At 66.7% G+C, this 12,978-nt stretch carries 11 protein-coding genes; 1 reads left to right on the top strand and 10 read right to left on the bottom strand.

Translation table 11 applies throughout. The annotated features are described in order from the left end of the window. The first annotated feature begins 70 nt into the window (after positions 1 to 70). Positions 71 to 1,111, top strand: coding sequence for a nucleotidyltransferase family protein (locus tag DEH84_RS14500; RefSeq protein WP_425428962.1), 1,041 nt, complete (start codon positions 71 to 73; stop codon positions 1,109 to 1,111). A 5-nt stretch (positions 1,112 to 1,116) separates the two neighbouring features. Here DEH84_RS14500 and DEH84_RS14495 read toward each other — a convergent pair whose 3' ends face one another. From DEH84_RS14495 to DEH84_RS14450, 10 genes are all read right to left on the bottom strand, one after another. Beyond that, a complete protein-coding gene (locus tag DEH84_RS14495) occupies positions 1,117 to 2,517 on the bottom strand; it encodes an MFS transporter (RefSeq protein ID WP_109037494.1) in 1,401 nt (466 codons plus the stop codon). 34 nt (positions 2,518 to 2,551) lie between these two features. Beyond that, on the bottom strand, positions 2,552 to 4,081 hold the full coding sequence (locus DEH84_RS14490) for a carboxylesterase/lipase family protein (RefSeq protein WP_159098985.1): 1,530 nt from the start codon (positions 4,079 to 4,081) through the stop codon (positions 2,552 to 2,554). Positions 4,082 to 4,119: 38 nt separating this feature from the next. Continuing rightward, positions 4,120 to 5,190, bottom strand: coding sequence for a porin (locus tag DEH84_RS14485; RefSeq protein WP_159098984.1), 1,071 nt, complete (start codon positions 5,188 to 5,190; stop codon positions 4,120 to 4,122). Between the two features lie 98 nt (positions 5,191 to 5,288). After that, positions 5,289 to 6,575 carry an MFS transporter gene (locus DEH84_RS14480; protein ID WP_109037491.1) on the bottom strand — a complete coding sequence of 429 codons (1,287 nt, stop codon included), beginning with the start codon at positions 6,573 to 6,575 and terminating at the stop codon, positions 5,289 to 5,291. A 97-nt stretch (positions 6,576 to 6,672) separates the two neighbouring features. Continuing rightward, a complete protein-coding gene (locus DEH84_RS14475) occupies positions 6,673 to 7,452 on the bottom strand; it encodes an enoyl-CoA hydratase-related protein (protein ID WP_109037490.1) in 780 nt (259 codons plus the stop codon). Between the two features lie 11 nt (positions 7,453 to 7,463). Further along, positions 7,464 to 8,264 (bottom strand): crotonase/enoyl-CoA hydratase family protein, encoded by an 801-nt coding sequence (locus DEH84_RS14470; protein WP_109037489.1) that lies wholly within the window; start codon positions 8,262 to 8,264, stop codon positions 7,464 to 7,466. An 11-nt stretch (positions 8,265 to 8,275) separates the two neighbouring features. After that, entirely contained in the window at positions 8,276 to 9,487 is a 1,212-nt protein-coding gene (pcaF, locus tag DEH84_RS14465) for a 3-oxoadipyl-CoA thiolase (RefSeq protein ID WP_109037488.1), read from the bottom strand. Next, the gene (locus DEH84_RS14460; RefSeq protein ID WP_109037487.1) at positions 9,484 to 10,326 is read right to left on the bottom strand and encodes an amidohydrolase family protein; all 843 of its coding nucleotides are present in this window, start codon (positions 10,324 to 10,326) and stop codon (positions 9,484 to 9,486) included. Before DEH84_RS14460 ends, pcaF begins: the two co-directional genes overlap by 4 nt. A gap of 24 nt (positions 10,327 to 10,350) precedes the next feature. Next, positions 10,351 to 12,042, bottom strand: a complete 1,692-nt coding sequence (locus DEH84_RS14455) for a (2,3-dihydroxybenzoyl)adenylate synthase (RefSeq protein WP_109037486.1) — start codon at positions 12,040 to 12,042, stop codon at positions 10,351 to 10,353. A gap of 42 nt (positions 12,043 to 12,084) precedes the next feature. Further along, positions 12,085 to 12,855: an SDR family NAD(P)-dependent oxidoreductase gene (locus DEH84_RS14450; RefSeq protein ID WP_109037485.1), complete on the bottom strand. Its 771-nt coding sequence runs from the start codon at positions 12,853 to 12,855 to the stop codon at positions 12,085 to 12,087. Positions 12,856 to 12,978 lie beyond the last annotated feature (123 nt).

The raw sequence follows: 12,978 nt of genomic DNA, 5'->3' as shown, positions 1-12,978 counted from the left end.
ACGAAAAATGACAAAAGCCATGATCCTGGCGGCCGGTCAAGGGACCCGGATCCGCCCACTCACCAAGGGCATGCCCAAACCGATGATCCCCATCCTGGGCAAGCCGGTCCTTGAGTACATCATCGAGCACCTGGCCCGCCACGGTGTGCGCGAGATCATGATCAACGTGGCTTACCACCACTGGAAGATCGAGAACTACTTCGGGGACGGCAGCCGGTGGGGTGTGGAGATCGGCTATTCGTACGAGGGCGTGCGCGAGCATGGCGAAATCGTGCCCCGGCCGAAGGGCTCTGCGGGTGGCATGCGCCACATCCAGGATTTCTCTGGCTTTTTCGACGACACCACGCTGGTGCTGTGCGGCGACGCGATCATCGACCTCGACATCACCGCCGCCCTCGAAGAGCACCATGCCAAGAAGGCCATGGCCACGGTCGTGACCCTGCCCGTGTCGCGCGAAGAGGTGAAGAACTACGGCGTCGTGGTGGCCGGTGACGACGGCCGGGTGCAGTCCTTCCAGGAAAAGCCCAAGCCCGAAGAGGCGCTGTCCAATCTGGCCAGTACGGGCATCTACATCTTCGAGCCGGCGGTGCTCGAACTGGTGCCGCGTGGTGTCGAGTTCGACATCGGCAGCCAGCTGTTCCCGTTGCTCGTGAAGCAGGGGCTGCCGTTCTTTGCCCAGAGCCACCCGTTCCACTGGATCGACATCGGCCGGGTGACGGACTACTGGACCGTGCTGCAGCGCGTGCTGAAAGGCGAGATCGCCGACATGCGCATGCCGGGCAAGGAAGTGCGCCCGGGCGTCTGGGTGGGGCTGAACACACGCGTGAACTGGGACAAGGTCAACATCACTGGCCCGGTCTACATCGGTTCGGGCAGCGACATCGAGGACGGTGTCACCATCGAAGGCCCGGCATGGCTGGGCAATGGGTGCCAGCTGCGTGCCGGCAGCCACCTGGTTCGCAGTGTGCTGTTCGATTACACCCGACTGAATGCGGGTGCGACCTTCACCGACGTGATCGCCTCGCCGCTGTACGTGGTGGACCGCGGCGGCCACACCACCTACCAGGGCGAGGAAGGCACCGCGCTGCGCTGGGGCGACGCGCGGGCCTGACCGCGTCAGGGAGAGCCGGCCCCGGCGGCCCGACCTTCCGTGGGCGCGGGCGGTGTCTCCTGAGCGGCTGACGCACCCGCCTCGGCGCGGGCCACACGCTGCTTGAGGGCCACCGCGCCGGCAGCCAGCAGGCCGGGGACGGCCACCACGGCGAACACCGCTTCGAAGCCCAACTGACGACGCTGCAGTTCGACCACCAGGAACGAGCCCGCGATGCCGCCGAAGCGCCCGATGCCGAGCATCCACGCCACGCCGGTGGCGCGGCCGGCGGTCGGGTAAAACGCAGCCGCCAAGGCGGGCATGGACGACTGGGTCGTGTTCATGAGCGCGCCCGCTACGAACACCACGGCCATCAGCATGCCCACTTGACCCGTGCTCTGGCCGATGGCCCAGATGGCTGCTGCGGTGCAGAGGTAGCCTGCCATGATCACGCGGTCTGCGTTGTAGCGGTCCATCAACCAGCCTGCGGCCACGGCGCCCACGCCACCCAGCGGGAAGACCGCAGAGATGAGGGTGGCCGTCCGGGCGTCGATGCCCGCATCCTTGAAGAGAAGAGGCATCCAGTTGATCAAAGCGTAGAAGATCATGAGGCCCATGAAGTAGGCGAGCCAGAGTGCCACCGAGCCCAGCGCATACGGTCTGGACAGCACGAGCCGCAGACCGCGCGTGGTCTGGGGGGTGACGCTGGCCGGTTCGCTCATGACGAAGGACGCCGCGTCGCGGGCCATGGCGGCGTTGATCCGCAGCAGCACGGCCCGGATGCGGTTGGCGGCTTCGCCGCGGGCCACCATGTGTCGCACGGATTCGGGCAGCGCGGGCAGCATCACCAGGACAAGCAACAGCGGGGCCACGCCACCGGCGTACAGCACGCTGCGCCAGCCGAATTGCGGGATCATCCAGGATGCGAGAAACCCACCCAGGGCCGCCCCCAGGGGGAAGCCGCAGAACATGGCATTGGTGATGGTTGCGCGGCGGTCCGAGGGGCAGTATTCGCTCATCAGCGTCACCGCATTCGGCATGGCCGCGCCTAGTCCAAAGCCGGTGATGAACCGCAGCACGGTGAGCTGGGCCAGGTCGGCAGAGAAGCCGGAGGCCAGGCAGCCGGCGCCGAACAGCAGCACGGACACGACAAGCACTTTCTTGCGTCCGAGCCGGTCTGCCAGCGGGCCTGCACAAAGGGCGCCGCCGGCCAACCCGAAGAGGGCTGCGCTCAAGACCGGAGCCAGTTGCAGTTTGTTCACGCCCCAGTCTTTGATCAGGGATGGGGCGATGTAGCCGATGGCCGCGGTATCGAAGCCGTCCAGCAACACCACCACGAAACACAATCCGAAGATGAGCCACTGGTAGCGTGAGAACGGACTGCGATCGAGCAGTTGCTGAACGTCGAGGGAAGGCGAAGAGGACACGGTTGCTCCTGAGGGACGGAAAGGGCGCGAGGGGTCAGTTGGCGTGCACGTCGGGGTGGAGCGCGAGGATGTCCAGCCATGTGCGGTCCGGTACCGTGATGGCTTGTCCTCCGGCCGCGTCGATCCACATCAGGCGTGGTGCATGGGCGGTCAGTCTGGGCCAGCGGTCATGCCGGGGCGTGGGGCGGCCGCTGTGGGCAAAGTGGGTCCACCAGCGTTGCAGCGCGGCGGCCACGAATGCGTCTTCGCGTGCAGGGTGTCCCACGCCTTCCGGGGTGAAGAGCAGCGGCAACTCGGCCGTGTGAATGGCGCCAGCGGCGTGACCGCGTTGTGCGGCAGCGACGTGGCCATAGCGATAGAGGTACACCGGCGCCTGGCCCGCGTGCGCCTGGGCCACCTGCCAGGTGGGCAGGGTGGCGAAGACGTCGGTGGCAAGGCGCTGGGCGCGTTCGGCCTCGCCTGCTGCAGGGGGCAGGGGCATTTGCGCACGCACCGCGGCCCAGCGGTCACCGAGTTGCTGCACGACCGCCTGGGACCAGGCCGGCGGGAAGAAGCCGGACTCGGCATCGTTGCTGCCGATCAGCAGGGGCATCGGGGCGGCATCGCCATCGCGGAACGCCTGACGCATCGGCTTGCGGACGACCTGCCCATCCACCATTGGCATCGTGTCCTGTCGTTGCCAGGGCAGATCGATGAGTACCCGGGCTGGCAGTTGGCGCAAGTCTTCCGCGGTGGGCGCTGGCCCGGCCACCGGCGCGAGGAGGCGTGCTGCGGTCTGTTCGCCTTGTTGTCGTGTGCGCTCGGGCAGGTCAAGCGCGCCAGACTGGATGATGGCGCGGTGAAAGAGGCCCTTGGCCAGCGGTGTCGTCATCAGATAGCCCACCGAGGCCCCGCCGGCCGACTCGCCGAACAGCGTGATGCGTTGCGGGTCGCCGCCCAGTTGGCGCGCATGGTCTTGAATCCAGCGCAGCGCGGCGATCTGATCCAGCAGGCCGTGGTTGACGCCGGGTTCGTCATCGCGATTCAGTGCCGGGTGGGCCAGGAAGCCAAAGGGCCCGAGCCGGTAGTTCACCGTGACGAGGATGGCCTGCCTGGCGGCCAGGGCCGCGCCGTTGTACAGATAGAGCGAGCCGGCGCCGAGCCGGAAGGCGCCACCGTGCAGCCACACCATGATGGGCAAGGCGTGGTGCTGCCGCTGCAGGGGACGCCAGATGTTGAGGGTCAGGCAGTCTTCCGACATGGGGCGTTGTGCGAGGGTGGCCTCGGGCCCGCGTGGTGCCATGGGCTGCATACAGACGGGCCCCGGTGTCCGGGCATCCCGGACGCCGTGCAGGCGGGATGCAGCACGCGGCGCCCGCCATCGTGCTTCGCCCACCGGCGGTTGGGCATAGGGCAGGCCGAGAAAGGCCTCGCTGTCTCCGTCCCGACGGCCGATCACCAGGCCGTCGTCAAGACGCAGTGTGATCGGTGTGGCCTCATGATGGGGCGAGGAACCGCTTGAGCCGGAAGCCCCACCGGCCAGCCCGGGAAGGGCGGTCAGCGCACCGGCGACCGCGGACACCATGAGGCGGGTGTATGGGTTGCAGCGCTTCATGACGACCCTCAGAAACGGTGCGACACACCGAGGCCGAGGGCCGACTGGGACTGTCCCGGCTTCGACGTCGACGTGGCAAAGGCCGCGCCGACCTGGCTGCCTCCGTGGTTGTTGACCTTGGTCCAGAAGCCATAGAGCAAGGTCCGCTTTGAAAGGTCATATTGCGCGATCAAGTGCGCCAGTGCCGGGCGGCCGTTCGAGTCGCTGTAGCGGTAGACGCCAAACTCGCCGATCAACTGCCAACGGGGGGCGATGCGGTATCCGACGCCGCCTTGCCAGACATGCCCGCGCGGTGTGATGCGGAGGTCGCCCTGGACCGACACGTAATCGGCAAACAGCGAGAGGGCATCGATGTTCCAGCGCGCAGCCACCGAAGTCCGCTTGTCGGTGAGGCCGGACTGGTCGAGTGTGCCGGTGAGGTTGCCGCGCGTGACCTCGTGTGTCGCACGGGCCTTGAAGTCGCCTTGCGCATACTCGATGGCTGCGCCGCTGTAGCGCCCAGCCCCGCTGGCTTCCGGCAGTTCCTGGCCGCTCGACGTCATGAGGCTGCCGCGCCAACCTCCCCATGTCGGGCTCTCGTATTTGATCGCGTTGTTGATCTTGAACAGCGCGGGCGGAAGGGCCCCGAGCGCCACGATGCCGTAAGTGTCGAGCATGGTGAGGTCGTAACCCATGGCCGTGAAGTCGAACTGCATGCTGCCCAGTCGGCCCGCGGTGACCGTGCCATAGGGCGTACGCAATCCCAGCAGGGCAAAACGGTTGAAAAAGGAGGCGTTGGTGGTGACGGCCCCCGTGTCGACATTGAAGCTGTTTTCCAGTTTGAAGAAGGCCTGCAGGCCGCCGCCGAGGTCTTCCTGACCCCGGATGCCCCACACCGAAGGCAGGAAGCTGCCGGAGGCGATCGATGTCGTGTCTTGGCCCGCGGCATTCGTGTTCGAGACGTGCGTCAACGACAGGTCGACCGCGCCGTACAGCACCAGTGCGCTGCCGACCTGGGCCTGCGAAACGGAGAGGGTGGACAGTGTCAGGGTGAAGGTGGCAAGGATGCGCAAAGCGCATGAAGTGAAGGTGTTCTGCATGGTGTGCGAGGCAAAAGGGCAGCGGGCACCCCGGCCCGGCCAGCGGCCGGGCATCGAGGTGGTGGTGTGGGGGGCGCGCGATCTGGGCGCGCGTGACGTCAGGCCGCGCGGGTGGTCGGGGCGGCTTCCGAAGCGCGTTCGGAGGGCGCGGGGTCTTCTGCCATCGGCTCGGTGGCCGGGATGCCGCCAAAGGCGTAGGGGCCCATGCGCATCATGGCGAGGCACGCAAGCACCAAGCCGCCGCTGAGCAGCCACAATGCCGGGTCGTAGCTCTGTTGCAGGCGAAAGCTCTGTCCCATCAGGAATGGGCCCAAACCCGAACCCAGCATGAAGATCGCAAACAGGTAGCCGTACAACTCGCCGAAGGCCTTCAACCCCAGGTAGCGAGACTGCAGAAAGGCGATCAGATCCACCTCGGCCCCGAGGCCCAAGCCCACCAGCACGGCCGCCGGCACGCCCAGTGCGGGACTTGTGCTGAACAACAGCATGCCAATGCCGATGAGCGGCAGGCTGAAGAACACCAGGGCCACCAGCGGGCCATGCAGGCGGTCCAGCAACCAACCGGCTGCAAGCCGCCCCACGATGAGCGCCAGGCCGGCGGCGCTGATGGCTGACGTCGCCTGCGCCGGTGAGACGCCGCGGTCCGTCATGATGGGCACGATGTGGGCCACCACGCCTGAGGCGGCCAGCGCCACGGCAAAGAAGGACACAGCCAGGAGCCAGAACGCGCCCGTGCGCATGGCCTCGCCGCGGCTCAGGCCGGCTTGTGCCGGCATCGCCTTGTGGCTGGCGCGCCCCTGAACGGCATGCGGTGCAGACACCATCCAGCGCATCGCGGGCCAGGCCACCAGCAAGGTCACGACCCCCAGTCCGATGTAGGCGCCTCGCCATCCCCACACGGAGATCAGCTTCTGGGCCAGCATGGGCATCAGCATGGTGCCCAGCCCGACGCCCGCCGTGGCCACACCGAGTGCCAGCCCGCGGTGGCGGTCGAACGTCATGGCGATGGCCTTGCTGTACGGCAGCGGGGTCTGGCCGGCTGCCACCACGCCGCACACGCCATAAGCCAGCATCAGTGACAGCGGTGACTGGGCCACCCAGCCGATCGCCATCATGCACAGCGCAAACAGCACGATGGCGGGCAAGGCCACGCGCCGCGTGCCGTGGCGGTCGACCAGTCGGCCGATCACGGGCGTGGCGATGCCCGTGGCCACCAGACCGATCAACAAGGCGCCCGAGACCGTGCCTCGGTCGGTCTCGAAGGCTTCCGTCAATGGCTTGACGAAGACCCCGAACGTGAATTGCATGACCGGGCCGTTGCCCACGGTCAGGCCCAGCAGGGCGCCGACCACCACCCACCAGGGGCTTCTGTCTGACTGTCTCATCTTGTGCTCCTCCGACCCTTGTCACGCGGTGGCGACGGGTTTTCTGTGACCGATGATCCGGGCAGTGCCCGGGACAAAGCAAACGCGGTAACCCGCCTCAGTCGAACGCAGGCGGAACCTTGCCAAGGCGCGCCCGGATCCCTGTGGTCTTGTCTTTCGTGGCAAACAGCAGCTGGAAGGATTTGCGCTCCATCTGGAGCCCGACCTCCAGCGTCGTGGCCATGCTCTGCAGCACGGCTTCCTTGATGAACTGCTGGGCGAGTTGGGGCCCCTTGGCGAGGGCCGCAGCCATCGAGAGCGCCCGGTCTTCCACTTCGGCGTCCGGGTGCACTTCACTGACGAGGCCCAGCGCGAGGGCCTCGGGGGCGGTCAGTCGCGCACCGGTCAACAACAGCCGCATCGCCTGGAACTTGCCCACGGCCCGTGTCAGCCGCTGTGTGGCCCCGCCGCCGGGCATCAGGCCCAGCAGCACCTCGGGCTGACCAAAGCTCGCCTGGTCGCTGGCCAGGATCAGGTCGGCGTGCATGGCCAGTTCGCAGCCGCCGCCCAAAGCGTGGCCGCGCACCGCGGCGATCACCGGCTTGCGACAGGCGCTGATGGCGCCCCACAGCCGGTCCATCTCCCGTCCGATGATATCGGTCGGCGAGGCATCGACGTACTCGTTCAGATCGGCCCCTGCACAGAAAGCGCGCTCTCCACCTGCAAGCACCACCACGCGCACAGCAGGGTCGGTGTCGGCCGCGGCAAAGGCCTCGGCCAGGCGTTGGCGCAGAGCGAGGTTCAGTGCATTGAGCACGGCAGGGCGATTCAGCCGCAGCACCCGCACGCCGGGTGTGGGGTCGTGCGACAGCACGACATCGTCATCCGAGTTCAACATGGCAGGCCGCCTCAGTGACCGGTGAAAACAGGCCGCCGCTTCTCGAAGAAGCTGGCGACGGCCTCTGCGTGGTCGGCGGTCTGATGGGCCAGCCCCTGGAACCGTCCGGCGTGTTGGAGCGCCTCGCCCAGCGTGCCGTGGGCGGCGTGCTGGAGCAGTTGCTTCGTCCAGCGCAGTACCTGTGGCGGGTTGGCCGAGATCCGCTCAGCCAGTCGCATGGCCTCGGGCATCAGCGCATCGGGTTCCACCACGCTGGACACGAGGCCGATCCGCAGCGCCGTCTCGGCATTGACCGTGTCACCGGTGAAGGCCATTTCCGCGGCGCGGCTGGCTCCGACCACGCGTGGCAGCAGCCAGGCGCCACCATCGCCGGGCACGATGCCGACCTTGACAAAGCTTTCCGCGAAGCACGCGCGTGTCGAGGCAATGCGGATGTCGCACATGCAGGCCAGGTCGTTGCCGGCCCCCATGGCCGGCCCATTGACGGCCGCGATGATGGGAACCTGAAGCGCCTGGAAGGCCAGCGGGATACGCTGAATGCCGTTTCGGTACTGGCTCACAATCTGATCTGGTGATCCTGCGAACATGCCTTGCCGGTCGCGCATCTCGGCGATGTTGCCGCCTGAACAGAACGCCGCACCCGAGCCGGTGAGGATGGCGCACCGGATCGACAGGTCGTCGTTCAGTTCCGCGAAGAGGCGCTCGAACGCACCGAACAGGTCGTCGCCGCTGAGCGCGTTGCGGGTATCGGGTCGGTTCAGCGTCAGGATGGCCACGTGGCCCTGGCGCTCCACCAGAATGGAAGAGGTCATGGTCTTGCTCCTCAAGTGCGTTCGAGCGCCACGGCGATGCCTTGTCCTACGCCGATGCACATCGTGCACAGCGCCAGGCGGCCGCCCGTTTTCTGCAGGTGTCGGGCTGCGGTCAGCGCGAGCCGCGCCCCCGACATGCCCAACGGGTGGCCCAGCGCGATGGCGCCGCCATGCGGGTTGATGTGGTCGCTGTCGTCCGGCAGGCCCAGTTCGCGCAACACGGCCAGACCTTGCGCCGCGAACGCCTCATTGAGTTCGATGACGTCGAAATCGGCAATGCGCAGGCCGGTGCGCGCCAGCAGCCGCTGCACGGCCGGCACGGGCCCGATGCCCATCATCCGGGGCTCAACGCCTGCCGTGGCAACACACACCACCCGTGCCAGCGGCTGCAGATCATGGCGCTGCACGGCGGCCTCGCTGGCCAGGAGGAGGGCGGCTGCGCCATCGTTCACGCCGGAGGCATTGCCTGCCGTCACAGTGCCTTGCGGCCTGAACGCAGGTTGGAGCCGTGCCAGGTCGTCCCGCGTGGTGTCGGGCCGCAAATGCTCGTCCTGCGTGAACCAGCGGGGCGCTGCGCCCCGCTTCTGGGGCAGGGCCACGGAGACCGTTTCGCCATCAAACCACCCGTCTGCCTGGGCCCGTGCGGCGCGCTGCTGGCTTCGCCAGGCGAACGCGTCCTGATCGGCCCGTGCGATGCCGTGTCGTTCGGCCACGTTCTCGGCGGTTTCGCCCATGGCCTCCACGCCGTACAGTTCGGCCATGCGGGGGTTCACAAAACGCCAGCCGATCGTGCTGTCATGCACTTCCGGTTGGCGATCGAAGGCGCTGCCGGGCTTGGACATGACCCACGGGGCGCGGCTCATGCTTTCCACCCCGCCGGCGAGCGCCAGATCGATTTGGCCCAGTGCGATGCCGCGTGACGCTGCGGACAGCGCCTCCAGCCCCGAGCCACACAGCCGGTTGACCGTGGCTGCCGCCACCGACACAGGCAGGCCTGCCAGCAAGGCGCTCATGCGCGCCACGTTGCGGTTGTCTTCGCCGGCCTGGTTGACGCAGCCATAGTAGACCTCGTCAAGCTGGGCCCAGTCGAGGCGGGGGTGGCGTGCCATCAGCGCCTGAATGGGGAGGGCGCCCAGGTCGTCGGCACGGATGCCCGACAGCGAACCACCGTAGCGTCCGATCGGTGTCCGCACACCGTCGCAAAGGTAGGCGTGCCGGGTCATAGGCCCAGCACCCGCTCAGCGTTGCCGTGCATGACCTTTTCCATCACGGCGTCGCTGTAGCCCAACTCCGACCATTCTCGCAGGATGCGGTCGTAAGGCAGGCTGGGATAGTCGCTGCCGAACATGATCTTGTCCTGCAGGCGGCCGCGGATGTCGACCTTCAGGTTGCCCGGAAAGTACTTGGGCGCCCAACCCGACATTTCCCAGTACACGTTGCCTTTGTGCAGGGCCACGGCCGTGGTCTCGTCCACCCAGGGCCAGCCAGGGTGCGCCATGATGATCTTGAGGTTGGGGAAGTCGGCGGCCAGGTCATCAATGGCACCAGGGTGCGCGTGGCGGATGCGCGCGCCATGACCGCCCGGCATGCCGGCCCCCATGCCGGTGGTGCCCACGTCGATCATCACGGCCGCGCCCAGCGCGTTGATCTCCTCGAACAGCGGGTAGTGGCGCCGGTCGTTCACCGCGAAGTGCTGCATGATGGGGTGGAAGTGGAAGCCGATGAATCCCAGCTCCTGAACGGCCTTCTTCACCTGACGGATGGCAATCTCGCCCTTGGCGGGCTCCACGGCCCCCCAGCACTGGATGATGCGGTCGGGGTGCCTTTTCCACATGCCGTGCACGTATTCGTTGGTGCAGGGCGGGGCCGCCACGGTGGTCTCCAGATCGAGCGCCACCAGGCAGGCTTGCACGCCAGCCTCGGTGAACTCGGCCACCACCTCGTCCTCCGATTTGCCGACCCATTCGCGCTTCCAATAGCGCGCCAGTTCAGCGGGATAAGGCCCTTGAGATTCAATCCAGGTCGGTGTGCCTGGATAGCAGTGCAGATCGATGATGCGCATGGCAATGTCTCCGTTGGGTTGAGGTCAGGCGGCTTGCTGGGTGGGGGCGTGGGCCGGGCGCTCTGCTTCCTCGCAGAGCAGCTGTGTCACCCATTCCCCCAGGGCCTTCTTGCTGACCTTGCCAAAGGTCGATACGGGAAAGTCGGCCATCGACTCCAGCCGCTCGGGCAGCTTGAAGCGTGCGATTTCATGGGTTTGCAGAAAGGCCACCAGTTCGGGCAGCGTCAGGCTCTTGCCCTGGCGCAGGACGACACAGGCGCACATCTTTTCGCCCATGGCGGCGTCGGGCATGGGGATGCAGGCAACGTTCTGCACGGCCGGGTGCATCAGGATGAGGTTTTCCACCTCTTCTGCGCTGATCTTTTCACCACCCCGGTTGATCAGGTCCTTCTTGCGGCCCTCGACGATGTAGTTGCCCGAGGGATGCTTGCGCATCAGGTCGCCGGAACGGTAGAAGCCATCCGGCGTGAATTGGCGCGCGTTGTACTCGGGAACGCCGAAGTAGCCACGCAACGTGTACGGGCCACGGCAGGCCAGCTCACCCACATCGCCGTCCGGGACTTCGCGGCCTTCGTCGTCGATCAGCTTGACCTCATCATCCGGGCACACCGGGCGGCCGCACGTTTCCAGCAGCACTTCTTCAGGATCGCCCCGGCGCACGAACATCAGCAGGCCCTCGCTCATGCCAAAGTTCTCCTGCACGAAGGCGTTCTTGAACAACTGGCGCGTGCGCAGCCGCACCTCGGGCTGCATGCGTTGGCCCCCGCTTTGAATCTGCTGCACCGAGTCGAGCTTGAAGTCGCCAATCTCGGGGGCGTTGATCAGGCGAATCAGCAGGGCCGGCACCACCTTCAGGTGGGTAACGCCATGGCGCTGAATGAGATCGAACATCTCTACCGGCTTGGTGTTGGCGTGTAGCACCACGGTGGCCCCGCGGAACAGGAAACCCTGGATGCCGGGGCAGGCCAGCGGCAGGTTGTGCGCGATGGGCAGCACCAGCAGCAGCACCGAACTGGCGTCCACGCCGGCGACGTCTGCGGCCACCTTCGAGTTGTAGGCGTAGTCGTTGTTGGTGCGCGGAATCAGCTTGGGGATGCCCGTTGTGCCACCTGACAGCTGAAAGATGCACGGGTCGGTGGGGGCAATGGCAATGCCCTCGAGGTCCGAGAGCGGGCGTCGGGCCGGCTTTGCAATCAGCGCGGTGAGCGACACCTCGCCGGCTTCAGGCTCGCCCAGCACCAGGCGGTGTTCCAGCACGGGCTGCTCTTGCTGCACGCGCTGCACGAAGGGCGCGAAGGCAAAGGTGTTGCCGGCCTCGCGCACCGTCTTCGGGTAGACCACGCAACGTGCTTGCGACAGACGCACGAACTGGCTGAGCTCCGCGTAGCGGTGCGTGACCAGCGCGGCGATGGGAATGCAGCCGATCTTCTGCAGCGCGAAGTACAGCACCACGAACTCGGCCACATTGGGCAGCATCGGCACGACGCGATCCAGTGGCTTCAGGCCCAGGTCCAGCAGGTTCAGCGCGAGGTTGCTGCTTTGCGCATCCAACTCTGCGTAGGTATAGCGACGGTCGCCATCGATCAGCGCCGTGCGGGGCGCGAATCGCTTGAACACGGTGTCGAACTCGGCGGCCAGCGACTGGTCCTGCCAGTAGCCCTTGGCACGGTATTGCGCTGCGGCGTTCTCTGGGAACGGCACGAATCCTTCCAGCATCGGTCTCTCCTTTATCCAGGGTGTCGAGGGGCGCTTGGGCGATCAGGTCGATGCGGTGAAGCCGCCGTCGATCACGACCACCTCGCCGGTCACGAAGCGGTTGGCCGTCAACAGGTTGAGCATCACTTCGGCCACGTCGTCTGCCGTGACGCAACGGCGCAGCGGAGTCTGCTTGGCGCGCTTGCCCATCAGGTCGTCGTACTTGTCGCCCAGCATCCGCTCCATCCATTCCCCCTCCATCCAGCCCGGGGCCACCGCATTCACGCGGATATCCGGGCCCAGGTTCCAGGCCAGCGTCTTGGTGAGGTTGACGACTGCGGCCTTGCTGGCGGCATAGGCCGGCGGTTGCGGGCCCGGACGCAGGCCGACGATGCTGGCCGTGTTGACGATGGCCGGTTGAGTGCCTTTGCGCAGCAGCGGCGCGGCCGCGCGCGTCACCTGGAACGTGCCGCGCACATTCACGGCAAACGTGCGGTCCCACTCGGCCATGTCCAGGCTGTCGAGGTCGCGCATCTTCCAGCTTGCGGTTGTGCCTGCGTTGTTCACCAGCGCATCAAGGTGGCCGAACGTCTCGCCAATCGTGTGCATCATCTGGTGCACCGCGGGATCGTTGCTGACGTCGCACTGGATCAGCAGTGTGCGTGCGCCAAGTTGCTCGGCCTCTGCCGCCACTTGTTGGGCCTTGGCTGCACTGGCGCTGTAGTTGATGGCGATGTCGTAGCCGGCGCGGGCCAGGGCCAGCACGGCGCTGCGGCCGATGCCCGTGGCACCGCCGGTCACGAGTGCTTTCTTGCGAGGAGATACGATCGTCATGAGAAGGTCCTTGGATATGAGTGAACTCAGGTGGTCCGCCATGCAGCGGCTCGACCTGGTGGCAGGCCAATGTGGTCAGGGTGAGGGGGCTTCGCCGGCCTGTTTCCCTAGGTGGTGAAAACC

Source organism: Aquabacterium olei (assembly GCF_003100395.1).
GTDB classification, from domain to species: domain Bacteria; phylum Pseudomonadota; class Gammaproteobacteria; order Burkholderiales; family Burkholderiaceae_C; genus Aquabacterium; species Aquabacterium olei.
This window is presented reverse-complemented; position numbering and strand designations above follow the sequence as displayed.

Excerpts from the sequence above, each read along its gene's own strand:
- DEH84_RS14500 (WP_425428962.1), top strand. The coding sequence starts at position 71 with ATGCCCAAACCGATGATCCCCATCCTGGGCAAGCCGGTCCTTGAGTAC.
- DEH84_RS14490 (WP_159098985.1), bottom strand. The coding sequence starts at position 4,081 with ATGGTGTCCGCGGTCGCCGGTGCGCTGACCGCCCTTCCCGGGCTGGCC.
- DEH84_RS14485 (WP_159098984.1), bottom strand. The coding sequence starts at position 5,190 with ATGCAGAACACCTTCACTTCATGCGCTTTGCGCATCCTTGCCACCTTC.
- DEH84_RS14480 (WP_109037491.1), bottom strand. The coding sequence starts at position 6,575 with ATGAGACAGTCAGACAGAAGCCCCTGGTGGGTGGTGGTCGGCGCCCTG.
- DEH84_RS14475 (WP_109037490.1), bottom strand. The coding sequence starts at position 7,452 with ATGTTGAACTCGGATGACGATGTCGTGCTGTCGCACGACCCCACACCC.
- DEH84_RS14470 (WP_109037489.1), bottom strand. The coding sequence starts at position 8,264 with ATGACCTCTTCCATTCTGGTGGAGCGCCAGGGCCACGTGGCCATCCTG.
- pcaF (WP_109037488.1), bottom strand. The coding sequence starts at position 9,487 with ATGACCCGGCACGCCTACCTTTGCGACGGTGTGCGGACACCGATCGGA.
- DEH84_RS14460 (WP_109037487.1), bottom strand. The coding sequence starts at position 10,326 with ATGCGCATCATCGATCTGCACTGCTATCCAGGCACACCGACCTGGATT.
- DEH84_RS14455 (WP_109037486.1), bottom strand. The coding sequence starts at position 12,042 with ATGCTGGAAGGATTCGTGCCGTTCCCAGAGAACGCCGCAGCGCAATAC.
- DEH84_RS14450 (WP_109037485.1), bottom strand. The coding sequence starts at position 12,855 with ATGACGATCGTATCTCCTCGCAAGAAAGCACTCGTGACCGGCGGTGCC.